Origin of the sequence: Streptomyces sp. NBC_01214, assembly GCF_026340975.1 — a bacterium.
Lineage (GTDB): Bacteria > Actinomycetota > Actinomycetes > Streptomycetales > Streptomycetaceae > Streptomyces.
Genome location: NZ_JAPEOS010000001.1, coordinates 4621684 through 4647323, shown reverse-complemented (window position 1 = coordinate 4647323; position 25640 = coordinate 4621684). Strand labels below are relative to the sequence as shown.

At 72.6% G+C, this 25640-nt stretch carries 22 protein-coding genes; 11 read left to right on the top strand and 11 right to left on the bottom strand.

Features of this window, described 5'->3' with window-relative positions; all coding sequences use genetic code 11:
- Positions 1 to 62: 62 nt before the first annotated feature.
- From OG594_RS21800 to OG594_RS21790, 3 genes are all read right to left on the bottom strand, one after another.
- Positions 63 to 1250 (bottom strand): glycoside hydrolase family 64 protein, encoded by a 1188-nt coding sequence (locus OG594_RS21800; protein WP_266601488.1) that lies wholly within the window; start codon positions 1248 to 1250, stop codon positions 63 to 65.
- 159 nt (positions 1251 to 1409) lie between these two features.
- Positions 1410 to 2408: a linear amide C-N hydrolase gene (locus OG594_RS21795; protein ID WP_266601486.1), complete on the bottom strand. Its 999-nt coding sequence runs from the start codon at positions 2406 to 2408 to the stop codon at positions 1410 to 1412.
- A 72-nt stretch (positions 2409 to 2480) separates the two neighbouring features.
- Positions 2481 to 3092, bottom strand: coding sequence for a hypothetical protein (locus tag OG594_RS21790; protein ID WP_266601484.1), 612 nt, complete (start codon positions 3090 to 3092; stop codon positions 2481 to 2483).
- 229 nt (positions 3093 to 3321) lie between these two features.
- Here OG594_RS21790 and OG594_RS21785 point away from each other — a divergent pair, with 229 nt between their 5' ends.
- On the top strand, positions 3322 to 4437 hold the full coding sequence (locus OG594_RS21785) for an ABC transporter substrate-binding protein (protein WP_266601482.1): 1116 nt from the start codon (positions 3322 to 3324) through the stop codon (positions 4435 to 4437).
- 142 nt (positions 4438 to 4579) lie between these two features.
- A complete protein-coding gene (locus tag OG594_RS21780) occupies positions 4580 to 5338 on the top strand; it encodes a hypothetical protein (RefSeq protein WP_266601480.1) in 759 nt (252 codons plus the stop codon).
- Here OG594_RS21780 and OG594_RS21775 read toward each other — a convergent pair.
- The 8 genes from OG594_RS21775 to OG594_RS21740 all read right to left on the bottom strand — a co-directional run bounded on the left by OG594_RS21775 (position 5335) and on the right by OG594_RS21740 (position 15060).
- Positions 5335 to 6297, bottom strand: a complete 963-nt coding sequence (locus OG594_RS21775) for a xanthine dehydrogenase family protein subunit M (protein WP_266601478.1) — start codon at positions 6295 to 6297, stop codon at positions 5335 to 5337. The two genes, OG594_RS21780 and OG594_RS21775, sit on opposite strands and share 4 nt — an antisense overlap.
- Positions 6294 to 8858 (bottom strand): molybdopterin-dependent oxidoreductase, encoded by a 2565-nt coding sequence (locus tag OG594_RS21770; RefSeq protein WP_266601476.1) that lies wholly within the window; start codon positions 8856 to 8858, stop codon positions 6294 to 6296. Before OG594_RS21770 ends, OG594_RS21775 begins: the two co-directional genes overlap by 4 nt.
- A 731-nt stretch (positions 8859 to 9589) precedes the next feature.
- On the bottom strand, positions 9590 to 10027 hold the full coding sequence (locus OG594_RS21765; protein ID WP_266601474.1) for an SMI1/KNR4 family protein: 438 nt from the start codon (positions 10025 to 10027) through the stop codon (positions 9590 to 9592).
- A gap of 48 nt (positions 10028 to 10075) precedes the next feature.
- Positions 10076 to 10414: a MerR family transcriptional regulator gene (locus tag OG594_RS21760; protein WP_266601472.1), complete on the bottom strand. Its 339-nt coding sequence runs from the start codon at positions 10412 to 10414 to the stop codon at positions 10076 to 10078.
- A gap of 431 nt (positions 10415 to 10845) precedes the next feature.
- Complete coding sequence (locus tag OG594_RS21755) at positions 10846 to 11208, bottom strand: SCO5918 family protein (protein WP_266601470.1); 363 nt, start codon at positions 11206 to 11208, stop codon at positions 10846 to 10848.
- A 27-nt stretch (positions 11209 to 11235) separates the two neighbouring features.
- Positions 11236 to 12753: a DEAD/DEAH box helicase gene (locus OG594_RS21750; RefSeq protein WP_266601468.1), complete on the bottom strand. Its 1518-nt coding sequence runs from the start codon at positions 12751 to 12753 to the stop codon at positions 11236 to 11238.
- A 334-nt stretch (positions 12754 to 13087) separates the two neighbouring features.
- The gene (locus OG594_RS21745; protein ID WP_004986771.1) at positions 13088 to 13291 is read right to left on the bottom strand and encodes a cold-shock protein; all 204 of its coding nucleotides are present in this window, start codon (positions 13289 to 13291) and stop codon (positions 13088 to 13090) included.
- Between the two features lie 380 nt (positions 13292 to 13671).
- The gene (locus OG594_RS21740) at positions 13672 to 15060 is read right to left on the bottom strand and encodes a hypothetical protein (protein ID WP_266601465.1); all 1389 of its coding nucleotides are present in this window, start codon (positions 15058 to 15060) and stop codon (positions 13672 to 13674) included.
- Positions 15061 to 15392: 332 nt separating this feature from the next.
- Here OG594_RS21740 and OG594_RS21735 point away from each other — a divergent pair, with 332 nt between their 5' ends.
- The 9 genes from OG594_RS21735 to OG594_RS21695 all read left to right on the top strand — a co-directional run bounded on the left by OG594_RS21735 (position 15393) and on the right by OG594_RS21695 (position 25603).
- Positions 15393 to 18155 carry a sugar-binding domain-containing protein gene (locus OG594_RS21735; protein ID WP_266601463.1) on the top strand — a complete coding sequence of 921 codons (2763 nt, stop codon included), beginning with the start codon at positions 15393 to 15395 and terminating at the stop codon, positions 18153 to 18155.
- Between the two features lie 114 nt (positions 18156 to 18269).
- A complete protein-coding gene (locus OG594_RS21730) occupies positions 18270 to 18686 on the top strand; it encodes a cytidine deaminase (RefSeq protein WP_266601461.1) in 417 nt (138 codons plus the stop codon).
- A 24-nt stretch (positions 18687 to 18710) separates the two neighbouring features.
- Positions 18711 to 19328: an HAD family hydrolase gene (locus OG594_RS21725; protein ID WP_266601459.1), complete on the top strand. Its 618-nt coding sequence runs from the start codon at positions 18711 to 18713 to the stop codon at positions 19326 to 19328.
- A 148-nt stretch (positions 19329 to 19476) separates the two neighbouring features.
- Positions 19477 to 19758 carry a hypothetical protein gene (locus OG594_RS21720; RefSeq protein WP_266601457.1) on the top strand — a complete coding sequence of 94 codons (282 nt, stop codon included), beginning with the start codon at positions 19477 to 19479 and terminating at the stop codon, positions 19756 to 19758.
- A 118-nt stretch (positions 19759 to 19876) separates the two neighbouring features.
- A complete protein-coding gene (locus tag OG594_RS21715; RefSeq protein ID WP_266601455.1) occupies positions 19877 to 20377 on the top strand; it encodes a GNAT family N-acetyltransferase in 501 nt (166 codons plus the stop codon).
- A gap of 281 nt (positions 20378 to 20658) precedes the next feature.
- The gene (locus OG594_RS21710; RefSeq protein ID WP_266601453.1) at positions 20659 to 21072 is read left to right on the top strand and encodes a hypothetical protein; all 414 of its coding nucleotides are present in this window, start codon (positions 20659 to 20661) and stop codon (positions 21070 to 21072) included.
- 824 nt (positions 21073 to 21896) lie between these two features.
- Entirely contained in the window at positions 21897 to 22454 is a 558-nt protein-coding gene (locus tag OG594_RS21705; RefSeq protein WP_323185270.1) for a (2Fe-2S)-binding protein, read from the top strand.
- The gene (locus tag OG594_RS21700) at positions 22451 to 23458 is read left to right on the top strand and encodes a xanthine dehydrogenase family protein subunit M (protein ID WP_266601451.1); all 1008 of its coding nucleotides are present in this window, start codon (positions 22451 to 22453) and stop codon (positions 23456 to 23458) included. Before OG594_RS21705 ends, OG594_RS21700 begins: the two co-directional genes overlap by 4 nt.
- A gap of 39 nt (positions 23459 to 23497) precedes the next feature.
- Positions 23498 to 25603 carry a xanthine dehydrogenase family protein molybdopterin-binding subunit gene (locus tag OG594_RS21695; protein ID WP_266601449.1) on the top strand — a complete coding sequence of 702 codons (2106 nt, stop codon included), beginning with the start codon at positions 23498 to 23500 and terminating at the stop codon, positions 25601 to 25603.
- The last annotated feature ends 37 nt before the right edge of the window (positions 25604 to 25640 follow it).

Here is a 25640-nt window from a genome sequence, read left to right as displayed (position 1 = left end):
GCTCACCTCTCCGCAGGTCGCCGGTCCCCCGCCGTCCGCCCGGCCACCGCCTCCGGACGGGCCTAGTGGAACGGTTCCAGCGTCATGAAGGCCGCTTGGGGGTTGCCGTCGTGCACCAGCGACTCATGGGCGCCCACGTCGTCGAAGGCGAAGCCGTACGCCTTACCGTCGGCCATCTGGCCGTGGATGATGCGGGAGTAGTGGTTGGTGACGGCGTCACGGTAGAAGTTGGCGTCGTTCGGGTCGGGTTGGACGGGGTTGGTCAGGAGCGTCGACCGGTTGAAGCCCGCGCACAGGGTGCGGGAGATCGGGCCGCGGACCAGGTCGTTGGGTGCGTCCAGGAGCTTGTAGCAACCGAAGACGCTGTCGGAATCCGGCTTCTGGAAGCTGGTGACCACCGCTCCCGAGCCGTCGGTGAAGTTCATGACGTTGCCTGAGACCCGGCCGTAGTACTTGGTGTTCGGTTGGTTCACGAAGGGCGCCACGGTGAGCGTGGAGGAGCCGTACTTGTTCCACACCCGGTTGATGTAGTCGTTCATGACGCCGGCGGGGATCGCGCCCGCCTCGATGCCGTGACCGGGCGAGAGCGCGCGCAGCGGTGTGCCGTCGGGGCGGTTCTGGATCAGTCCGCCCCAGCCGGCCGAACGCAGCTGGCCGAAGACGGCGTTGTAGCCGCCCGGGCGCAGCCGGCCCGTGTGGGTGACCGTGCCGTCGGCCGCCTTCACGCCCACCGCGTACGGGGCCGAGAACATGTCGACCTGGGTGCTGTTGATCCACAGGCCGGCATCGCCCAGCGTGTACTCGGACCAGTTGAACAGGACGTTGCGGTTGGGGTCGGAGGGGTTCTGCACGGCGGGCTGCACGAGGCCGCCGGTGCTGAGCTTGAAGACGATCTTCTGGCCGATGGAGAAGTAGACGCGTCCGGAGAACTTGGGTATCCGGATCGTCTTGGTCTGCCCGTCGGCCGGACCCGTGATCGACGCGTCGGGCGCCGGGGTGGGGGGATTGCCTCCCGCGGGCCAGGGGTGGAACGCGCCGTTGGCGTCGGCCCAGCCCTGCCGTCCCGTCGCGAGCTGCGTGCCCAGGTTGTAGACGTACACCGGCTCGCTGCGTCCCGAGTTGTTCTTGATCGTGAGCGGGATGGTCGCCGGTACGGCTTCTGCCGATGCCAGCGGACCGAGGGCGATCAGGCCGGCGGCGACCGCCAACGCCGAGAGCCCGGAAGCCAGCACCTTCGATAAGCGGAACACGATCTGCCTCCTTGTGGGACACCCGACAGTGGGGGGAGGTGCGATGCTCCCGCGCCTATGAGTTGACGAATGAGAGCGCTCTCAGCCTCGGTCTGCGTTCAACTCCTGTCAATGAACTTGTCCGATGCAGAGCAGAAAGCCCGAGCGGCTTCGCGCCCCTCAGAACGGCGCGGGCGCGCGCGTGAACCTGTCCGAGACGTCCCCGACGAGGTCGATCCCGTCGGGACGCAGCGTCATGACGGGGGCGCCGGGTGACAGGTCGAAGCGGTCGATCTCGGCCCACAGGAGGTTCGGGCTGGTCGCCAGCTCGAAGAAGTACCGCTTGCTGGTGAGGTCGCAGACGGTGCGGTACTCGGTGTTGTAGGTCTTGAACCTCCCCTCGCGGTACGGCGCGCCGAACGGCACCGAGGCGTTGCGGGTGACGGCCAGGATTCCGGCGACCGCCTGCCGGTCGTCCGCAGGCTCGGGCAGCAGTGAACTGAAGTAGGCGGCGCGTTGGAAGCGGTCGACCGCGTTCACGTTTCCGGGGACGGGAACCTCGCTGCTGGGCCGGTCGTGGCCGAGCCCCTGCACGGCGCGCACCTTTTCCCGCAGCAGACGGAGTTGTTCCTCGTAGGAGGGTTCGTTCGTCATGATCGTGTAGCTGCGGTCGTGGTGCACCTGCCGCTCGCCCGCGATGTACTCGATGATCGCGGAGTCCCCGGCCGCGTCCTCCAGGGCCACGTGCACCGAGGCCTTGAAGCCGCGCACCTCGACCGGCACCAGTTGACAGGTGTCGAGCAGGTCCAGGGCTTCCTGCACGGTGCGGGCGCAGTCCAACAGGTACTGGATCCACAGGGCGATCTGTAGGCCGGGCCTCCTGGGGTCGCGGGGGCCGAGGTCGGTGCTGTCCAGGTACAGCATGTGCGCTGCGAGGCCGGCTTCGTTGATGCCGTCGGCCGTACCGGCCCCGTACACGGTCGTCACGAGGCTGCCGAAGCCGCTCGTCCAGAGCAAGGGGTTGTCGGCGACGACGGTGGTGCCACCGAGGGCGCCTCCGTTGCGCTCCAGCCCCCGGGGGAACACGGTCAGGACCGGCTCGGTCGATTCCGGCCAGTCCATCGTCCGGCCTGCGAGGACAGCGTGGCCGTTGGTGTTCCACAGGATCCTTGTGCACATCGTGAATCCCTCGTCCCTCTCTACGTGAGCCGTACGCATCAGCTTGCGGTCGGGGCGCGTCCCCTCCACCGCCTAACCGACGGGCTCCTGACCGACGGGGCCCGAACGGGTGCGGGCCCGGGAGACCGCCCGGTCGCGGAACCACGCGCACGCTCCCACCAGCACCGCCGCCCCCACCCCGTACACCGGCAGCCACAGGGTCGTCGTGGCCGCCAGGCACTCGGCAACGGCCTTACGGGCCTGGTCGTGCTGCGCGAACGCCAGGGCCCGGCCGTCACTGGCGGCCAGGTTCCCGAGCGCGGCCTCCACCTGGAGGGCCGCGTACCTGCCCACCAGCACGCAGTCGCTGCGCGTGCCCGGCATCGGGAACAGCCACGCCCGGCGTTGCAGGAGGGGAGCCAGTGCGATCGCCACGCACAGGCCGACGACCAGTGAGTACGCGATCAGGCCGCGGACGTACGGCGAGCGGATGTCCGGGTTCCACTCCGCCCGTCGCTGGAAGGCGAGCATCACCGCGAGCAGGGTCACCCCGATGAACGTGGCGAACCACTGCCACGAGCCCTGGGCGAGCGCGAACGTCAGCACCGCGGCAAGACCGATGCCGATGACCCCGGGAGCGGGAAGGCCGTCGGCCGCCCCGGCTGGTGCCGGCCTCGTGGTCGCTCGCGGTCGGGAATCACTCACCGGCTCTCCTCCGGGGCGGGGAGCCCCAGCATGTGCCCCGGGACGCCGCGGCCCCGGGTGCCGTGCCGTACGCGCCCCGCGCCCCGCCCGGATGGCCCGCGCCCGGCCAGGACCTCCTGCCCGCATCCCCGTGACGGTTCCGGCTCGACTACTCTCGGCGCCACTGATCATGTTCGTTCCGCGGTCCGGGCACACCGCCTTCGGACCACCCCTCGGGAGACGCCGACACATGGATGCGCCACCATCGCCGCCCGGTACGGAGCGTACTGACGGATCGTCCGTCCGGATCGGCGCCCTCGTTCCACTGACTCGGCCCGGCTGGGTCGAGGCGGGCCAACACCTGCTCGCCGGACTCGAACTGGCCGTTCACGAAGCCAATGACGCCGGCGGGATCGGCGGACGGCCACTCGAACTGGTGGTGCGGGACACCGCGGCTGATCCGCAGCGGGCCGCGGCGGCCGTGGACGAGTTGGCTGCCCTGGGCGTTGCTGCCGTGGCAGGTGAGTACCACAGCGTCGTCGCTCGCGCCGCTGCCGCCCGGGCCGACGCCCTCGGCCTGCCGTTCCTCTGTTCGTCAGCGGTTCTCGACGCGCTCACCGAACAGCCGACGCACTGGGTCGCGCGCCTCGCCCCGGCACAGTCCCACGGCTGGCAGGTCTACGCGGACTTCCTCCTCGGCGCGGGTCACCGTCGAATCGCCGTAGCGACCCAGCCGAGCGTCTACTGGGCGTCCGGGACCCGCATTCTGCGGGAGTACCTCGCTCCGCGCGGCGGCGCCGTCGTCGAACTCGACGTCCGTGACCTCGACCCCACTGCGGTGTGCGACGAACTCGTCGACCACGGCGTGACGGCCCTCCTCCTCCTGGTCGGCCACCCGGAGCCGGCAGTGCCCCTCGTCAAGGCCGTCCGCCGTGACCAGCGCCTCGCCGAGATCACGATCGGTGCTCCGGCCGGGCAACCGGAGTTCCCCTCATGGGCGACGCTGCTGGGCGGCGACGGCGCCGCGGTCCCGTTCTTGCGCTACCTGCCGGAACGTCTCGGCCCGCTGGGTACGCGCGTCGGCGCGGCCCTGCGCGAGCGGCTTGGCCGGGCGCCCTCCTTCGTCGCCTTCGAGGGGTACGACACGGTCGTCGTCCTCGCCGACGTGCTGCGTGCCCAGGTCGGCGCAGACGGGGCACGCGTCGGCGGACCCTGGTCGTGCGTGGCGGTCGAAGGCACCCGGGGGCAGATCCGGTTCTCCCGCACGCCGGGCATCAACGTCTGGCAATGGACTTGGGCTCCCACCCAGGTCGTTGATCGAGACCCGGCGGAACCCGATCGCTTCCGCGTCCTCCACGCCGGTTGAGCGGTCACGGAACCTGCGCGGGGTCCCGGGACGTGAACACCTCCTGGTGGCGCGGGGCGCAGCCGGGTAGCCTCCGCTTGATCATCCGCATCGTTCCAGGGGGCCGACCATGCCGAGACGCGTTGCACGAAGGGCTTCCGGCTTGCCGGCGCTCCTGGCCGTCAGCACGCTGGCCGTCACCACGCTGGCCGTCACCGGCTGCAGCGCGAACCCCTCGAAGCCCGCATCCGCGCCCGCGCCCTCCGCACCCGCCGCCGCGTCCCCTTCGGCCGCGTCGCCTTCCGCCGCGCCTTCCGTGAGCCGCCCGCTGACCGCCGAACAGCTGGTGGCGGCCGCGCTGCCGACCGAGGAGGGGCCGGACTCCTACGGGCACCCCGTCGCCGTCCGCGAGCCCCGGGGCAAGGACCGGAAGTCCGAGGTCTCCGAACCCGCGTGTGCACTGATGCTGGAAGCCGCCCATGCCCGGCGGCCCTCCCGCCCGTCCCCGGTCGTGGCCGTGCAGACGTTCAACTGGAAGGACGACATCAACGGTGGCGACTCCACCCTCGCCTCGTACGGGAACTCCGGCGCAGTGGCGGTGTTCGCCGAGGTCCGCGAGGGTCTGAGCACCTGCCGGTACTTCGAGAGCCCGGGCTCGAGCACGACCTACAAGGGCACGGTCACGGTCGACCCGGCGCCGCAGCTCGGTGACGAAGCAGTGCAGTTCGAGATCACGGCCCCGAGCGAGATGGGCCCGCACGTCACCCAGTACACGGTGATCCGCACCGGGAGCGTCATCGCCACGTTCTCCAAGCTGTCGGTCGGCGGCCATGACGTACGCGCCTTCCCGCCGGCCATGATCGCCCAGCAGATCTCCCTCCTCCAGCAGGCACAGAGCCGAGTCAGTCTGGAGACGACCTAGCCGGCGGTCGCCGGGCCCAGGGCCCGCTCCAGGGCTTCCAGGACGGTGTTGCCGAACAGCTCCGCCTTGTAGCCGGTCTGCGGCAGCGGCCGGCAGCGGGCGAGGACCGTCGCTGCGGCTGCGGCAAGGACGTCGGGCGTGGCCTCGCGGCCGATCAGGGCGGCCTCCACCTCCGTGAGCCGCATCGGTACGCGGGCCACCCCGCCCGCCGCGACGGCGGCGCGCGTGACGGTGGAGCCGTCGAGCACCAGCCGGGCGGTGGCCTCGACCAGGGGCCATTCGGCGTGGGCCCGGCTGATGGCCCGGTGGCAGGCCGCGCGCTCACCGGGCCAGGGCGCGGGCAGGTGGACCGAAGTGAGGATGCGGTCCGGCGGCAGCAGGTGGTCGGCGTGGGAGAGGCGTTCGCCCTCTCCGTACAAGTCGGCTACGCCGCGCGGGGATTCGCCGTGGACGTGGACCTCGGCGTCATAGGTGAGCAGGGCCATCGCAAGGGTGGAGGGGTGCGGGGCGACGCACGGGCCCTCGCCGCTGACCACGCCGAAGTGGTGGTCGCCCTGGCGCGCGGGGCAGCCGGGGCCGCCCTTCTGGAGGCAGCTGAAATGGGGATTGCGGTAGTACCAACAGCGGTTGCGCTGCAACAGGTTGCCGCCCACGGTGCCGGCCGCGCGGACCTGCGGCGTGGCCGCGGTCCCGGCCGACAGGGCCAGGGCCGGCCAACCGGCGCGTACGCCCGGATCGGCGGCCAGCTCGGCCAGGGTCGTCAGGGCGCCGATCTGCAACCCGCCGCCGGGCAGCGGTGTGCAGCCGCGCAGGTGGCCGGCGCCGCCGAGGTCGGTGAACGGCCCCGGGGAGATGCCGCTGCGCTGCCGGGCGGTGGTGTCGGTGCCACCGGCGCGCAGTTCCCCGCCGCGGGCCAGGACGGTGGCCGACAGATCGGTGAGGGCGGTCTCGGTGCTCACGTGCCCAGTCCTTCCAGGAGCCGGTCGGGGCGGATGGGCATGTCGTACGGGCGCCAGCCGGTGGCGTCGTGGACGGCGTTGGCCAGGCAGGCGGCGGTGGGCAGGGTCGCGATCTCGCCGAGGCCGACTCCGCCACCGGGCACGTGCTCGAAGCCCTCCTGGTGGAAGTGGACGGTGATCTCGGGGGTGTCCCCGATGCCGGGGATGCGGTAGTCCTCCAGGTTCTCGGTCAGCACCCTTCCGGTGGCCGGGTCGGTGCGCCGTTCCTCGTACAGGGCGTAGCCGATGCCCTGTACGACGGCGCCCTGGCACTGGCTACGGGCGAGGCGGTCCTCGTGGATCCGGCCCGCGGCGATGCCGCTCCACACGCTCAGCGGGCGGACGCGGCCGAGCCGGGTGTCCACCTCGACCTCGGCGACCTGCACCGATCCGGTGAAGCCGCGGCCGATCGCGATACCGCCCAGGGTGAAGGGGGTCACGAAGCCCCGGCGGTCGCGGGGGCGGCGGCCGGTCACCCGTACGCCGTGCGCCATGGCCAGCCGGGGGGCGACGTCTCCGCCGCCGAGCGCGTCGCGCAGCCGGGCGGCGGCGTCGGCTGCGGCGGGCACGAGGGAGGGCGTGGTGCGGCTGCCGCCGGAGGTGGGGCCGTGGACGGCATCGCTGTGGCCGACCTCGGCGCGCACCCTGTCCTCCGGCAGGCCGAGTGCCGCGGCGACGGCGCGGCGCAGCACGGTGCGCGAGCCCGTGCCCATGTCCTGCACGGCGCAGCGGGCGACGACGATCCCGTCCTCGACGGTGAGCTCGACTTCGGTGACGGGATCGAGGAAGTACATCCAGTTGGCCGCCGCGACGCCGACGCCGCGGCGGTACCGGCGGGTGCCGCCGCGGGGGCCCGACCAGACCGGGAGCGCGGCCGCCCGCTCGTAGAGGGCGTGCCGCTTGGGGTTGCCGTCCCAGCGGCGGCGCAGGGCGATCGGGTCCTGGCCGAGCCGGTGGGCCATCTCGTCGACGGCCTGCTCCAGGGCCCAGCACATGGTGGGTCCGCCCGGGCCGCGGAACGGGGCGCCCGGAGGGTGGTGGGTGACGGTGTCGAAGTCGCGGAGCCGGCGGGGGGCCTTGCCGTACATGAACCGGGCCAGTGCCGCCACGGTGCCGCCGACCGAGACGCCGCCGTCGTTGTCCGCGTCCATGGCCAGGGCGCTCAGATCGCCGGCCGCGTCCGCGACCATGGCCAGCCGGATCCGGGTGCCGGGCCGGTATCCGCCGTCGGTGAGTTCTTCGTCCCGGTCCAGCACCACCCGCACCGGGGCGTCGTGCAGCCGGGCCAGTTCGACGGCGGCGACGACGTCGGAGGTCAGTCCCATCTTGCAACCGAAACCGCCGCCCACGTGGACGGCCCGTGCGACGACGCGGTCGACGGGCACGCCGAAGCGTTCGGCGGCGAGCTCGGCCGTGCGCTTCACGGACTGCGTGGACACCTCCAGGTGGAGGGTTCCGTCGATCCACCGGGCCAGGCAGGCGTGCGGTTCGAGGGGGGTGTGCGTCTGCGCGGCGGTGGTGTAGACGCCTTCCACCACCCGCTCGGGGGTGCGGCTGCGGGCTTCGGTGATGCGGCGCACGGCCGTGGCGGGGCGTTTGCTCATGGCGGACGGGCCCCGGAGGTTGCCGCGCCAGCGGGCGGGCACCAGTTGGGGGGTCTCGCCGGAACCCGGTGCCCGTTTGCGTGCCGCCTTGTCCGCGTAGACCAGGGGGCCCTCGCCGGTTCGGGCCCGGCGTGCGTCCAGGGACGCCGGGAGCACCTCGTAGTCCACCGTGACCCGCGCGGCCGCCAAGCGTGCGGAGGTCCGGTCCGGCGCCGCGACCGCGGCCACCGGCTGCCCGACGTAGCGCACCACGCCGTCCGGGGGCAGCAGCGGTACCAGGGGCAGGTCGCCGGCTTCGAGGGACCGTACGAGCGCGTGCGCGTGCGGCGAGCGGATGATCACCCCTTCCAACAGTCCCTCGAGGCGCAGGTCCGTGGTGTAGCGGGCCGATCCGTCGGTCTTCTGCGGCGCCTCGGTGCGCGGGACCGCCGGCGCTTGCCCTCCCGCCGGGGCCGTGTCGTATTCGCCGGCGCAGGCCGCGGCCACCGCGCTGAGGATTCCCTCGTACGCACCGCACCGGCACAGGTGGCCCGCGAGCGCTTCCGCGATGGTCTCCCGCCCGGGCCGGGTGCGGCCGTGGGCGGCTCGCCACCGCTCGAAGAAGGCCGCCGCCGTGACGACGAACCCCGGGGTGCAGTAGCCACACTGGAGGGCGTCCTCGCCGGCGAAGGCACGCCCGACCGGGTGGCCGGAGAGGCCCTCCACGGTCGTCACCCGTCGGCCGGCCAGCGCGACCGCCGGTGTCAGGCAGGAGACCCGGGGTTCACCGTCGACCTGGATGGTGCAGGCCCCGCACACCCCGCCCGCACAGACCAGTTTGGTGCCGGTCAGACCCAGCCGGTCCCGCACGACGTCCACGGCGGTCGGGTCGTCGTCCACGTCCACCGCGTGCCGGGTGCCGTTGACCTCGAACTCCACGAGACGTACTCCTCACCGCGGGGTGTCGCCTGTCGGACCCGGCGCCCGCCTTCACGCTCCTTGATATCCCGCTCGTGGCTCCGGCGCAGTTCGGCGCCGGCCCGGCCGGGTCGTCCCGTCCAGGTCGCGCCGGTCGTACGTGGATGAGATCCGGGGCCGTTGCGCAGTCACCTGCCCGGGGCGGCCGAGGGACCGGCGGCCGGAGTGGCCCGGCAGGAAGGCGCACCGGTGCTTCGCAGTGCACCGCAGGGGACGCCGTGCGCTGATCCACCGGGGATTGCGGGACGGCCCTTGGGCTGACCGGGTGACGCAATTCCGCGGATTCGCCGTGTTGTTGGGTCCGGTTGGCGGAGCGCCGCGGCGGGTGTGGGACGGTGCAGCGCCCGGCCCGTCGCTCCTGCGACGTCCGGCGCCCGCTTTCCGGGTGGAGGCCGAGGACCCGTTCGTCATGGCCGGAGCGGCTGTGCTCGCCCCACTTGGCACGCGGGCCCGTTGCCGCGGGACGAGCGGAGCCGATCGTGTCAGGTCGCGCAGTCGCTGGCCGCAGGAACGCCGCACCCAGCCGGTCCCGGAGCCGCCCGTGCGTCTCCCGTACCCGCCGGGTCCTGGAGACGTGACACCCGCTCTGCTGGACGGAACGGCGTCCCCGTCCGATGGGACGCTCGCCGCCCGACGACGGACCGGATGCAGCAGCTACGCGGTACCGCGAAGCGCATGCGTGGGGCCACGGACTACAGCTGGTACCAGTCGTCGTCGTCTTCGCGGAGCGAACGCCCGAGGTAGTCCCGCAGGCCGCCGGCCACCCACCGTCTGCTGTCGGTCTCGTGCTCCCACACGAAGACGTCGGGACGCCGCGGCATCTGGACGAAGGCGAACTGATCACCGCCCCCGTTGTCTCCGAAGAACAACAGGGCTTCGAACGACATGTACGACCGGGCGAAGGAGGGGTCGGACCAGAAGAGGAGGTTCTGCTCGACGATCCGGTCGATCGCCCAGACGGTGTCGACCGAGCTCTGACCGATCACCCCGTTGCTCTCGAGGAGCAGTTGCTTCAGTTCCGGAGGAATCCCACGGCCGAGCCGCCGCTCGGCCTCGGCGAGTTCGGGGGCATGAGACGGCTCGCGGAAGCCGACGCCGGGAAAGGCCTGCGAGGCCGTCTCTCTCCACATGATCGGAATCGTAGTGAACCCGAGCACCGGGAAGAGGGGCGTCGGCGCTCAGCGGGAGTCTTCGCGCGTGGCGTTCGCGGCGCGGCGGAACTCGGCGTTGATGCGCTGGGCCTCTTCGAGCTGGTCCTCCAGGATGACGATGCGGCAGGCGGCTTCGACCGGGGTGCCCTGGTCGACGAGCTCCCGGGCGCGGGCCGCGATCCGCAGCTGGTAGCGGGAGTACCGGCGGTGCCCGCCCGGGGAACGCAACGGTGTGATGAGACGGGCCTCGCCGATGGCGCGCAGGAAGCCGGGGGTCGTGCCGAGGAGTTCGGCGGCCCGGCCCATCGTGTAGGCCGGGTAGTCATCGTCGTCCAGCCGGCCGCCGAGCGAGTCATCCGCTGTCATCTGCACCTCTTCTTAGAACGCGTCGAAGGGCCTTGGTGCCGTACGGCACCAAGGCCCTGAAGGGAATTCAACACCATCTGTCGGCCTCAGCGCTGCGCCGACCTTCTGTTTCCGCGGTCGCGCCCGGGAGACGGGCGGGAGTGCGGGGATCGTGAATGCCTGACCGGGGACCACCTGCCGTTCGGGGTCGTGCGGTACCCGGGCCGTGTGCTCCTGCCCGGGCGATCCTGATGGTGTCTGCCTCCTCCCTTCCTTCGATCGTCGCTATGCGAGAAACCCTAGGCACGTCAGAGTCGGATGTCTACCGTGACGGGGATAGATTTTCTTGTGCCTGACGATGAGGGATCTTCTCCCGGAGCACGCGTGAGGGCCCGACCGGACGTGCCGGTCGGGCCCTCACGTGCTGGTCCGGTGGTGCTGTGCGCCTGCGGTCAGGCGGAGACCGATACGGGCGCGGGCTCGCCGAGCATCGCCGAGGCGCGCTGGAACGCGGTGAGGCCGGACGTGGCCGCACCCGTGCGCGTGTGCGCACCCGTGTGCGCCTGCGCGGCGGGGTCCTGGGGCAGGCCGCGGCAGGTGAACCCGAGCAGGGTCATCGCCCGTACGACTTCCGCGGCAGTGAAGTCCCGGCGGTCCTGGCGGGTGATGACCTGGCCGACCTGCTTGACCGGGTAGTGCCGGCGTCCGATGATCACGGACTCACCGTCGACGGGCTCGGGCTTGACGCCCTTCATCGACTCCAGCACCCCGCTCTTGGTCAGGTCGAAGGGGAATCGGGCGATGACGACGCGCATGATGCCTCACAAGGGGAAGGAGAAGGTTCACGCTACGGCGTCGGCGGCGGACGGCCGTGCCGGCCTGCGCCGGACGGCAGCCGCGGCGGGGCGGCGCCGGTTGCGCGAGGCGGAGCCGCTGCGCTCACGCCGCTCCGCAGCCGGGGCGGTGATGACGACCGGGATGCCGGAGGGGGCCTGGGCTCCGGTGATCCGGCTGAGGGCCTCTTCGCCGGAGCGGACCTGGGTGGTCTGCGGGGTGATCCCGGCGGCGGCCATGAGCCGCGCCATGTCGCGGCGCTGGTTCGGGGTGACCAGGGTGACGACGCTGCCGGACTCCCCGGCACGGGCGGTACGGCCGCCGCGGTGCAGGTAGTCCTTGTGGTCGGTGGGCGGATCCACGTTGACGACCAGGTCGAGGTTGTCGACGTGGATGCCGCGGGCGGCGACGTTCGTGGCGACGAGCACGCTGACGTGCCCGGTCTTGAACTGCGCCAGGGTGCGCGTGCGCTGCGGCTGCGACTTGCCGCCGTGCAGGGCGGCGGCCCGCACCCCGCTGTTCAGCAGGTGGCTGGTGAGCTGGTCCACGGCGTGCTTGGTGTCCAGGAACATGATGACGCGGCCGTCGCGCGCCGCGATCTCGGTGGTGGCGGCGTGCTTGTCACCGCCGTGCACGTGCAGCACGTGGTGCTCCATCGTCGTCACCGCGCCCGCGGACGGGTCGACGGAGTGGACGACCGGGTCGGTCAGGTAGCGGCGCACCAGCAGGTCGACGTTGCGGTCGAGGGTGGCGGAGAAGAGCATCCGCTGGCCCTCGGGGCGCACCTGGTCGAGCAGGGCGGTGACCTGCGGCATGAAGCCCATGTCGGCCATCTGGTCGGCTTCGTCCAGGACGGTGATCGCGACCTGGTTCAGTCGGCAGTCCCCGCGGTCGATGAGGTCCTTCAGCCGGCCGGGCGTGGCGACGACGACCTCGGCGCCGCCGCGCAGCGCGCCCGCCTGCCGCCCGATGGGCATCCCGCCGACGACCGTGGCCAGCCGGAGCTTGACCGAGCGGGCGTAGGGCGTGAGGGCGTCGGTGACCTGCTGGGCCAGCTCACGGGTCGGTACGAGGACCAGCGCGAGCGGCTGACGGGGCTCGGCACGCTGACCCGCCGTACGGGCCAGCAGGGCCAGCCCGAAGGCCAGGGTCTTGCCGGACCCGGTCCGCCCGCGGCCGAGCACGTCGCGGCCCGCCAGGGAGTTCGGCAGGGTCGCGCCCTGGATCGGGAACGGTACGGTCAAGCCCTCCGCAGTGAGTGCGGCGAGCAGTTCCGCGGGCATGGCGAGGTCGGCGAAGGCCTCGACGGCGGGCAGGGCCGGGGTGATCGTCTTGGGCAGGGCGAATTCGCCCTGCACCGCGGCGGGCCGGCGGCCGTACCCGCCCGAGCGGCTCGGGCCGCCGGAACGGCTGGGGCCACCGGAACGGCTGGGGGCGTAACCGCCGAAGCGGCCGCCGCTACCGCCGGATCCGGCTGCGCTGTTGCGCGTACGGGCGAATCGGTCGTTGGTGCGCGTGCGGTTCATGCGGAACCTTCCTCGATACGGCGCATATCAAGGAATTCCCGCAGGCGTGCAGTGCGCGGAGAATTGCAAGAAACGGGCCGAATGAAAATGCGAAAGCGAACCTGCCCGGCCGGAGATCCCGGCGGGTACAGGTGCGGAAAAGAGGTGACGCCGTCAGGGCGCGCAACCGGCGTATCGGCCGGGGCGTGATCCGCGTACGGAGGACTGCGGATCCCTCGGCGCCGTCCCCGCGGGCCGGCCGGTACGGCACGGGGCGGAGCGGGGCGGAAAATGCGTGCAGCTGGGGCCCGCACCCCGAAGGATGCGGGCCCCAGCTACGAAGTGCGCGTCAGCGTCAGGCGGGAACGATGTTCTCGGCCGTCGGACCCTTCTGGCCCTGCGCGATGTCGAAGCTGACCTTCTGGCCCTCGAGCAGCTCGCGGAAGCCCTGGGCGGCGATGTTCGAGTAGTGGGCGAACACGTCAGCGCCGCCACCGTCCTGCTCGATGAAGCCGAAGCCCTTTTCCGCGTTGAACCACTTCACGGTTCCAGTAGCCATGTCATATCTCCTTTGGGGCAGTACATCGGGATCCACACTGTGAGGATTCCGTGTCGCCGCGATGATTACCCCGTCCGATAATAATCGGAAAAATAAAAGTACTCCCAGGGGCGTAGACACCTGCTGGGGACACTTGAAGTTTTGGGAACCACAACTGCAACTGAGATCGACAGTAGCACGCATCGACACACCGTGTACGGTGAAACATTTCACGTCACCCGCCGCGGGAAAAAGACTCATGGCGCGGTTCTTCTCATTCTCATCGCGCGAACACAGATATTGTTCGACCGCCGGTCGACGTACGGGACGCGGCAGCCTCGGGCCTGCGCGTGCCGATCGTCGCCGACGCGAAGGCGGCCGGGCGCGACCGGTCGGGCGGGCTACGCCCAGCACTCCGGCGTCGTCCGGGTCTCCCGCACCGCCCCCCGCTGCCGGGCGGCTGCCAGCCGCGCCGCCTGTTCCGCGACCGGCCCCAGGTCGGTGGGAGCGCTGCCCGACTCCGGCGGCACGGCACGCTCCCCCATCAGCTCCACCTGGCGGGCCAGCTCCGGTGCGAACACCTCGGCGGGCAGGAACCAGGAAGCGGCGCCGGTGACGTCCACCTGGTGCGCCAGGCCCTCGGCGGCGAAGTGCAGCCGGTAGCCGAGGTACTGGCGGTCGGCGTCGAAGAGCAGGCTGCCGGTGACCTGTCCGCGGCGCTCCCGCGCCCACCGCGCCAGCTTGCCCACGGCGAACGGCAGCGTACGGGCCCGCCCGATCGACGCCGCGTACCCTTCGGCTTCCACCCCGCCCTCGGCGTAGCGGCCCGTACCGGTGACGGTCACCGCTCCGGGCTCGGCCCCGGTACGGAATTCCAGCCGCCCGTCACCGCCGTCGTCCGCGACGTGGCGGCGCCGCAGTTCGACGTACCGCGCCGTGTGGACCGCGGCCGTCCCGAGGGACGCGGCGACCACGGTCACCCGGGCCGCCGGGTTCCCCGTGAGGAGCGCCTCGGCGGTGGCCAGCGCGTGGTCTTGGCCGCCGGCCACGATCCAGCTGTCGGCGGCCGTTGCAGCGAGCCGTCCGTGCACCAGCTCGTCCCCGAAGCAGAGGGGTCCGGCGCCGCGCTCGGTGGCCCGCCGGAAGGCGGCGAACGCGCGGATCGCCTCGATCGGCGCGTCGACCGGCCCGTCGACGGGGGTGAGGAGCGCCGGGTCGAGGCGGTCCAGCAGCGCCAGCACGCCCGTCGGTCCGCCCCCGCCGTTGAGTACGTCGACGAGCGCGGCCGCCGCCTCGCCGGTCTCCGGTCCCCTCCTGACCAGCTCGGCCAGCAGTACGCCGGCGGCGCGGTCGAAGGAGTGGAGCGCGGGGCTGGTGCCGGGCACGAGCTGCGCGGGCAGCCCGGGGGCGAGCGTGGGCGTGCCGTCCACGTCGACGACCAGTCGCTCGGCGGCCCCCGTGGGGTGGACGGCCGCGACCAGGCGGCGTTCCTGGTCCACGGCCAGCTCGGCGGCGCCGTCGATCACCGGGCCGGAAACCGCCAGCTGGTCCAGCCACAAGCGGACGGCCAGCGTCGGCACCCGCTCCGCAGGGGCGGCGTACGTGTAGGGGTCGAAGCCGAGCGCGGTCAGATGCCGCAGCTGATCGGGGGTGTGGCCGAGATCGGCGAGGACGCCCCGGTGGAACGGCCCACCGCGATCGTCGACCAGCAAGGCACCCGCCGGTCGGGCGAGGACGGCGGGGCCGCCCCCGATCATGATCCGCACGGCCGGACTGCCGTTCTCGGACATCGCCGCCTCCCCCGCCTCAGTGATCAGGTGGGTCACAGTAACCCCGCACACGGACACGCGGCAGGGGCAGGTCGTTCCAACCTCCCGCCCTGTGCATCGAGTTGTCCTCCGCCCGGCGACCGGGTCCCCATCGGACGCGCGGTCCGCCGGCCCGTCCGGTCCCGGTGGGGCGCGGCCGGGCGCGGTCGGGCACGGTCGGCCACCCGCGTACCAGGGGGCGCGCGGCTCGCCGCACGGCCGTGACGGTCCGTCCTGGGGGTCGGGTGGGTTACGGTCCGTTACCTGATCTTCGCGTCACGCGGACGTCCGACCAGCTTCCCCCGGAGACCACCGTGTCCCAACTCCCCCGCCCCGCGCACACCCGGCGACTCCGGTCGGCCGCCGTGTCCGTGGCCCTGCTGGGTCTGTTGCTCGCCCCGGCCGCCGTGCCCTCGGCCGCAGCCCCCCGCCTCCCGGCCGCCGCGGGTCCCGCTCCCGCCGCGACGACGGTGCTCCCGGGCGGGACCGCCGCGCTGACCGGGTACGCGATCCGGTCGGCGGCCGAGGTGCCCGACACGGCGGCCGCGGTGTCCACGCCCGGCTATGCGACGGCCGGCTGGCACCGGGCCGGACCCCGCTCCACGGTGCTCGCCGCGCTCGTCGCCGACGGCACGCACCCGGATCCCTTCTACTCCACCGACCAGCAGCGGATCCCGCGCCGCGACTTCGCCGGTCCGTGGTGGTACCGCAGCGACTTCACCCTTCCCGATACCTCGGAGCGCACCTCGCTGGACTTCAGCGGGGTGATCTCCGCGGCGGACGTGTACGTCAACGGCCGGCGGGTCGCCTCGGCGGCCGAGGTCGCCGGCGTGTACACGCGCCACGAACTCGACATCACCGATCTGGTCCGGGCCGGCACCAATACGGTCGCCTTCCGGATCCAGCCCAACGACCCGCGCAAACACCTCACGCTGGGCTGGCTGGACTGGCTACAGCCGCCGCCCGACGCCAACATGGGCATCGTCCGTGATGTCCTGGTGCACCGCCGGGGGCCGGTTTCGTTGCACGACGCCCATGTGGTGACCAGCCTGGACGTGCCGTCCTCGGAGTCGGGCCCGGCCGAGCTGACCGTGAAGGGGCGGGTCCGCAACGACTCGCGGGAGACCGCCACCGCGACCGTCACCGCCGCCATCGGCGGGACCGGGATCGTGCTGCGCGAGGAGGTCACCCTGCGCGCCGGGGAAACCCGTGCGCTCGTCTTCGCCCCGGACCGCCACCGGGAACTGCGCCTCCAGCGGCCCGCCCTGTGGTGGCCGGCCGGCATGGGACCCCAGAACCTGTACGGACTCCACCTGACGGCGACGGTGGCCGGCAGCCGCTCGGACGCCGTCCGCCGCTCCTTCGGCATCCGTGACGTGAAGGCACCCCTCAACGCCGCCGGCGCCCGCCAGTACACGATCAACGGCCGCCCCCTCCTGATCCGGGGCGCCGGCTGGTCGGCCGACGAGCTGCTGCGCTGGGACACGACCGCCGCGGAGGACCGGATCGAGGCCGCGCTCGACGCGGGCCTCAATACGCTCCGTCTCGAGGGCCACATCGAGCCGGACGAGTTCTTCGACCTCGCCGACCGGCACGGAATCCTGCTGCTGCCCGGCTGGGAGTGCTGCAACAAATGGGAGGGGCCGGTCAACCCCACCGGTTCGGGCGAGAAGTGGAACGCTGCCGACCGTCTCACGGCCCGGGCCTCCATGGCCGCCGAGGCCGCCCGGCTGCGCGACCATCCCAGCGTCCTGTCCTTCCTCATCGGCAGCGACTTCGCACCCGACGCCCAGACCGAGCGGGACTACCTCGACGCCCTGCGCGCCGCCGACTGGCCCACCCCGGTGGTTCCGGCCGCCTCCGCCGTCACCACGGACCTGAGCGGCCCGTCGGGCATGCGGATGACGGGACCCTACGACTGGGTCCCGCCCTCGTACTGGTACGACAAACGCGAAGGCGGTGCGACGGGCTTCAACTCCGAGACGAGCGCCGGACCCTCGATCCCCACCCTCGACACCCTGCGCCGCACGCTCTCGCCGGCCGAGCTCGAAACCCTGTGGACATCGCCCTCCGCCCCCCAGTACCACCGTTCCCCCTCCCCCACCTTCAACACGCTGAGGCTGTTCAACGAGGCCCTCGCGCGCCGCTACGGCGCGCCGCGCAGCCTGCGGGACTACGTGGCCAAGGCCCAGCTCGGCCAGTACGAGAACGTCCGCGCCCAGTTCGAGGCCTACGCCCGCAACGCCACGGATCCCACCGACCCCTCGACCGGGCTCGTCTACTGGATGTTCAACAGCGGCTGGACCTCCCTGCACTGGCAGCTCGTCGACCGCTACCTCGACCGGGGCGGCGCCTACTACGGCGCGAAGAAGGCGAACGAGCCCCTGCACGTCCAGTACTCGTACGACGACCGGACCGTGGCCGTCATCAACCGCCGGCCGGCCGCCGTTTCCGGTCTCACCGCCCGGGTCACCCTGTTCGGCACCGACGGGGCCTCCCTCTACGACCGCACCGTACGGGGGCTGCGGGTCGGCGGCGACGGTGCGAGGACCACCGCCCTGACGGTTCCGGCCGTTCGGGCCGCCGCGGACGCACCGGATGCCACGTACCTCGCCCGGCTCACGCTCACCGACGACGCCGGCCGCGAGGTCAGCCGCAACGTCTACTGGCTCTCCACCCGCACCGACGTCCTGGACTACGACGCCACGGACTGGTACCACACCCCCACGACCACCTACGGCGACCTCACCGGCCTGAACTCCCTGGCGGCCGCCACCGTGACCGCGACCGCCCGCACCACGCACCGCGCCGGCTCGATGTCCACCACCACGGTCACCATCCGCAACACCAGCAGCGGGAACACGCCGGCCCTGCTGACCGATCTCCATCTCGTCGACGGCCAGGACGCACCCGTGCTGCCGGTCCGCTGGAACGACAACCAGATCAGCCTCTGGCCCGGTGAGAGCGCCGTCCTGACGGCCGAACACCGGACGGCCGACCCAACCGGTTCGGCACTGCGGGTACGGATCTCGGGCTGGAACACCCCCACCACCCACATCGATGCGAGCTCGCCCTGACGCCGGGCACCCGACGCACCCCCGGGGCCGGGGCCGGCACGACCCGCGATATTCGCTTGCGCACCATCCGTCTCTCGGAGCAACGTCGGCGGACACCGAACGAAGGCAGAGCCGATGACCACCGAGCACCCCCACCCCGTCGACGACGAACTCGTCCGGGCCGCAACCCACATCGCGCGCACCTGGTGCCACGGTGACAACCACACCGTGGCTGCCGCGGCCCGCGCCCGGGACGGCCGGATCATCACCGCGATGAACGCGTACCACTTCACCGGAGGCCCGTGCGCCGAGCTGGTCCTCATCGGCACCGCGGCCGCCCAGGGCGCGTACGCACTGGACACGATCGTCGCCGTGGGCGACCGCGACCGGGGGATCCTTCCCCCGTGCGGCCGATGCCGCCAGGTCCTCCTCGACTACTTCCCCGCCATCGAGGTCATCGTCGCCGTGGGCGACCGCCCCCGGACCCTCTCCATCACCGACCTGCTCCCGGAAAGCTACGTCTGGGCCGACCACCAACTCGACCCGGCATGAACCCCGGTCTGACAGGATCTGGGCATGCGTGATGCGCCCTTTGACGCCGTGCTCTGCGACTTCGACGGGGTCCTGCGCCTGTGGGATCCCGATGGGATGGCCGCGCTCGATCGGAAGGCCGGACTGGCCGAGGGAACTCTCGCGTCAGCCGCGTTCCGCCCCGAGCTCCTGGACGCCGCCGTCACCGGGCGGATCAGCGACGAGCAGTGGCGCCGGCGCGTCGCGGAGGATCTTGCGGAGGTCTGCGGCTCAGTGGCCCGTGCCCAGGACCTCGTCAGCGGCTGGGCGGCGCTGACCGGCCGCGTCGATCCGGCCGTCCTGGAGATCCTGACCGCGATCCGCAGCCGGGTGCCGGTGGTTCTGGTGTCGAACGCAACCACCCGGCTGGAGGCCGATCTCACCGCGCTGGGGCTGGCCGACGCGTTCGACGCGGTGGTCAACACCGCCCGCGCGGGGGTCGCCAAACCCGATCACCGGGTCTTCGAGGCCGCGGCAGGGGCGGTGGGAGCGGAGCTGCGGCGGTGCCTCTTCATCGACGACACGCCCGGCCACGTCGCCGCGGCGCAGGCGGCCGGGCTGACCGGAATCCACTACCGGCATGTCGACCAGCTGCGGAACGCGACCGCGGCGCTGCGAGCGTGACCGTGACCGTGACCGTGACCGTGACCGTGACCGTGACCGGGTAAACGGGTGGACGGGCGCCTCGGCGCGATCGAAAATGTCCGGCATGACGACATGAAGAGCACAGGCCCGGTGGCAGCATTGGCGCAAGGTCGGAACCTGGGACACGGTGCCCGAAGGGAACCGACGCGTCTGCGCCGCCTGCGGGACGCCCGTCCGCTCGTACCAGTACCGCTTCTACCCGCCCGAGTCCGACCTGTTCGAGCGGTGCATCGGATTCTCCTGGTGCTCGGGGTGCCGGATCTACTCCGGGAACATGGTGTACGTCCACCGGAAGCGGGTCCTCGTCGACGCCCTCGCCCCGCTCCCCTGCGCACAACGAGAACGGATCGCCCGGTCGGAAACCCGGTTGATCGAGTTCCTGGACCGCCGGCTCCGGGACGGCCGCTGACCTCAGCAGGACTTCGGCGTGGCCGGGGCGCTCGCCGACGTGTGCTGAACTCCGCGGGGCCACGGCCGGGCGGGTAAGTCCCAGGCGGTAGCGGTGACCGGTCTCGTACAGTGCGGTGATGTCTACCGTACGAGTGATGACCGAAGCCGATGTCGCGGCTGTCTCGGAGATTCGGGTGACGGGCTGGAAGGCCGCGTATGCCGGGATCGTGCCCCAGTCCTACCTCGATCGCATGACGGTCGAAGCGGATGCGCACCAGCGTCGCCAGTACGTCACGAAGCCGGACAAGGCCACCATCGACCTGGTGGCGGTGGACGCCCAGGGCGCAGTGGTGGGTTGGGCGTGCTTCGGGCCCTCGCGCACGGCTGCGGGTGAGCTCTACGCCCTGTACGTGCGGCCCTCGCTCATCGGGACCGGCATCGGTCGCACGCTCCTGCGGGCCGTGCACGCCAACGCTGCGGCGCACGGCTTCGGTTCGGTCCTGCTGTGGGTACTCACCGACAACACCCCGGGGCGTCGGTTCTACGAACGGGCCGGCTATGTCGCTGACGGTGCGGTCCAAGCCGACGACTACGACGGAGTGTCCCTCACCGAGGTCCGTTACCGGGTCGCCTTGTAGCGGGGTACGACCGGGGGACGGTGCGGCGGCAGTGGCCGGATTGCGGGCTGGACAGTCGGCAGGAGCCGCCGGAGCATGGCGCGCAGGTGCCAGGCCTTTCCAGGGGAAGGACCGTCAGGATGAACGTGGACGACGGGAAATCGGGCGGCTGGTGGCCTTGGCAGCGGTCGCCCGCGAACGGCGACCCGGGACCGGCGGGGCCGGTGGTACCCGGCCGCTCCGGTGCGGCGGGAGGACTCCCCCACCAGCCGATTCCACCCGGTGCGCGGATGCCGGACGCCGTGCGGAACCTCCGTGTACTGATGATGGTCCTGGGCGGGATGCAGGCACTCCTCGGAATCGCCCTGGTGACCAGGAGCATGGCCGTCGCCACGTCCATCTGGGGCGACGGTGACGCCTCCACCCCGTGTTGCACCACGCTGGACGAGGACCGCGCCGGGTTGGTCGTGTTCGTCGGCTTACTCGTCCTCGGGGTCTCCGCTTGGGGTGTCACCACCGCCCTCAAGTTCCCCACGCGCCATCAGAACCTGCGCGTGTCCGCCTTCGCCTACGGATGGACGGCCCTGCCCTTCAGCTGGGCGTTCTTCCAGGTGATCCCCCTACTGGGCTTCGCCTGGCTCGTGCCGGCGGTCCTGGCGATCGTCCGCCCGAACCAGCCGGAAAGCCGTGCCTGGTTCAACCACCGGTCCCCGTGACACGGGGACAGCGCGACGGCGTGCGCTGAGGTTGCGGCACGCGATCTCACCGACTCCGCCGCCCGGGAAACCCTGAAGGATCCCGGCCGTCTCTTTCGGATCTTGTCGGCCGAGCCCGCGACGTCCGGTGCCGTGCAGGGCAAGGCGGGGGTGCGCTCCGTGTACCGGACGTACTCGGACGCCCCGACAACCTGGGGGTCCCCCGGACGGAGTCTGGGGGATCACGTGCGGTTCCAAGTTCGCAAACCCGGCAAGATCCGAAGGAGACGGCCCAGGGGTGGTGCGAAGCGGCGCCGACCGCGGCAGCATGACCGCGACTCCGGAACGCGGAGCTCGTTCAGCCCGGGCCGGTGAGAGGTGGCGGCCTCGATCGTCGCCGGCCCGGCGGCAGCGATCTGCGGGGGCGGCTCGGGGTGACGGCCCCACCGGCCGCCCGGGAAAGCCCCGGCTCAACAAACCCTTCTTCGCCGGGCACCACGAGCCCACGAGGTCGACGAGCCCACAAGGTCGACGAGGTCGACGAGGCTGGTGCGCAGCGGCGCACGGCGCGACGTGCCGAGGGCACGGATCCGAATCCGCTCCGGCTCTCCGTCACGGGGAACGCGGCAGCGGCAGCGGGGTCCGCGGGCACCCGGACGCGAGGTCCCCGCACGTCGGGCACGACGGGCACGACGGGCGCGGCCCCGTCGGCGGCTTGCCGGATCGGCCCACCGCCCCGTCACCCCACCGCCATGCACCCGCTTGCCCCACACGGGAGGTGTGAGATCCGCCCCGGCCGGTTATTCGAGGGAGGTCTATCGACATTCCTGGACGAAGGGGCACCAGTGGCGCATCCCAAGCAGGAGACCCGCTCCGGCATCGGGCTGCACGTGAACGGCCAGCGGTACGAGCTCGACGTGGACCACCGGGTCACCCTCCTGGACCTGCTGCGGGAGCACCTCGGCCTGACCGGCGCCAAGAAGGGCTGCGACCACGGCCAGTGCGGCGCCTGCACCGTCCTGGTCGGCGGCCGGCGGGCCAACAGCTGCCTCCTGCTCGCCGTCGCCCACGACGGCGCCCGGGTCACCACCGTGGAGGGGCTGGGCGGCGACGGAGCGGGCGGCCTGCACCCGTTGCAGGAGGCCTTCATGGAACGGGACGCCTTCCAGTGCGGCTACTGCACGCCCGGTCAGCTCTGCTCCGCCGCCGGCCTGCTCGCCGAGGCGGCCGCCGACCCCGGGGCCGCGGACCTCAGCCGCTCCGGGATCGCCGAGGCGATGAGCGGAAACCTGTGCCGATGCGGCGCGTACCCCCGCATCGTGGACGCCGTACGGGACGTGGCCGCAGCCTCGGGGGCCACTGCCCCGGCCCGGGCTTCCGGTGACGGCCGGGTGGTCACGTGAAGCCGTTCGCGTACGTGCGCGCCACGGGTCTCGCCGAGGCCGTCGCCGCCCACGGCGGGCGGCCCGGCTCCCACTACCTCGGCGGCGGCACCAACCTCGTGGACCTCATGAAGCTCGGGGTCGAAGCCCCCGACACCCTCGTCGACCTCGCCGGCCTGCCGCTCGGCACCGTCGAGGAGACCGCGGACGGCGGCCTGCGGATCGGCTCCGGGGTACGGGGCAGCGACCTCGCGCTCCACCCCCTCGTCCGCACCCGCTACCCCGTCCTGTCCCAGGCGCTCCTGGCCGGTGCCTCGGCCCAGCTGCGCAACGTCGCCACCACCGGCGGAAACCTGCTCCAGCGCACCCGCTGCCCCTACTTCCAGGACGTGGCCAAGCCCTGCAACAAGCGGGAGCCCGGCTCCGGCTGCGGCGCCCGTGACGGAGTCCACCGGGACCACGCCGTCCTCGGCCACTCCCCGCAGTGCATCGCCACCCACCCGTCCGACATGGCGGTGGCGCTCGTCGCGCTCGACGCGGCCGTCGAGCTCCAGGGCCCCGACGGCGCCCGTACGGTACTCGCGACCGCTTTCCACCGGCTGCCGGGCGACCACCCCGAACGGGACACCGTCATCGAGCCCGGCGAGATCGTCACTGCGGTCACGCTCCCGCCGGACCGCGCCGGCCTCCCGTCGCGCTACCGCAAGGCCCGCGACCGCGCCTCGTACGCCTTCGCGCTCGTCTCCGTCGCCGCCGTGCTCGACGTCTCCGGGGGACGCGTCCGCGATGTCGCGCTCGCCTTCGGCGGGCTCGCCCACCGCCCCTGGCGCGCCACCGCCGCCGAGGAACGGTTGCTGGGCGCCGCGCCCACCGAGAGCGCCGTACGGGAGGCCGTCGAGGCCGAGCTCAACTCGGCGGAGCCGCTGCACGACAACGCCTTCAAGGTCCCCCTCGCCCGCGGCCTCGCCCGCGACGTACTCCACTCCCTTTCCGGGAGTCCCCCCTCCCGCGGCTCCCGCCCCTGAAGACGCCCTCCGCCCCGCCCCCGATCGCGAGGACCCGCCATGGACTCCAGCCCCGCCGCCCCTGCGCCCTCCCTCGGCAGTCCCGCCACCCGCCTGGAGGGCCGGGAGAAGGTCACGGGAAGGGCCCGCTACGCGGCCGAGTACGCCCTGCCGGACCGGGCGTACGCATGGCCGGTGCCCGCCGCCGTGGCCCGCGGACGCGTCACCGCCGTCGACACCGCCGCCGCGCTCGCGCTGCCCGGCGTCCTCGACGTCCTCACGCCCTACGACGCGCCCCGGCTGGGCCCCTCCGACGACCCCACCCTCCGCGTGCTCCAGGACCCCGAAGTCCCCCACCGCGGCTGGTACGTGGCCCTGGCCGTGGCCGAAACCCCGGAGGCCGCCCGGGCCGCTGCCGCAGCCGTCCGCGTCCGCTACGACGCCGAGCCGCACGACGCGGTGCTGCACACCGGCCACCCGGCCGCCTACACCCCCGAGCAGGTCAACGGCGGCTATCCGGCCCACCGCGAGACGGGCGACGCGGCCGTCGCGTTCGCCGCCGCGCCGGTGCGCGTGGACTGCGCGTACGCCGTACCGCCGCTGCACAACCACCCCATGGAGCCGCACGCCGCCACCGCCCACTGGGACGCCGACGCCGGCACCCTCACCGTGTACGACTCCAGCCAGGGGTCCGGTCTCGTACGCTCCACCCTGGCCTCCCTCTTCGGACTGCCCGCGGACCGCGTCACGGTGGTCTCCGAACACGTCGGCGGCGCCTTCGGCTGCAAGGGCACCCCCCGCCCGCACGTCGTCCTCGCCGTCATGGCCGCACGGCACACCGGCCGGCCCATCACCCTCGCCCTGCCCCGGCGCCACCTCGCGGCCGTCGTCGGACACCGCGCGCCCACCCTGCACCGCGTGCGCCTGGGCGCCCGTACGGACGGCACGCTCACCGCCGTCGCCCACGAGGTCACCACGCACACCTCCCGCGTCCGGGAGTTCGTCGAACAGGCCGCCGTCCCCGCCCGCGTCATGTACGCCGCGCCCGCCCTGCTCACCACCCACCGCGTCGTGCCCCTCGACGTACCCACGCCCTCCTGGATGCGGGCACCCGGCGAGAGTCCCGGCATGTACGCGCTGGAGTCGGCCATGGACGAGCTGGCCTGCGCCCTCGGCATCGACCCGATCGAGCTGCGCGTCCGCAACGAGCCCGGCGCAGAACCCGACAGCGGCCACCCGTTCAGCAGCCGCCATCTGGTGGAATGCCTGCGCGAGGGGGCCGCCCGGTTCGACTGGGCCGCGCACCGCACGCCGCGCCGGGACGGCCCGCTGCTGATCGGCACCGGGGTCGCCGCCGCCACCTACCCGGTGTACGTCGCCCCTTCCTCGGCGCGGGCGCACGCCTTCCCCGACGGCACCTACCTCGTGCAGACCAACGCCACGGACCTCGGCACCGGCGCCCGTACGGTCCTGGCGCAGATCGCCGCCGACGCGCTACGGGTCACCCTGGACCGGGTGGCGGTGGAGATCGGGCACTCCGCACTGCCGCAGGGCTCGGTGGCCGGCGGCTCGGCCGGTACGGCCTCCTGGGGCTGGGCGGTCCACGACGCCTGCACGAGCCTGGTCGCCCTGCTCGCCCGCCGCCCCGGCCCGATCCCGGAAGCCGGAGTGTCCGTCCCGGCCGATACGACGGCCTCCGCCAAGCAGAAGTCCCCGTACGCCAGGCACGCGTTCGGCGCCCACTTCGCGGAGGTGCAGACCGACACCGTCACGGGCGAGGTCCGGGTCCGCAGGCTCCTGGGCGTCTTCGCCGCGGGCCGCGTCCTGAACCCGCTCACCGCCCGCTCCCAGTTCGTCGGCGGCATGGTGATGGGCCTGGGCATGGCCCTCACCGAACACAGCACCATGGACCCGGCTTTCGGGGACTTCACCCAGAACGACCTCGCCTCCTACCACGTCCCCGTCCATGCCGACGTGCCCGACATCGAGGTGCACTGGCTGGACGAGCACGACAAGCACCTCAACCCGGTGGGCGGCAAGGGCATCGGCGAGATCGGCATCGTCGGCACGGCGGCAGCCATCGGCAATGCCTTCCACCACGCGACCGGCTGTCGGATCCGCGCGCTCCCGCTCACCCCGGACCGCGTCCTGGCGGCCCTCAGCTGAGGAGAACCGGGCGCCCGGAGCCGCGATCGGCTTCGGG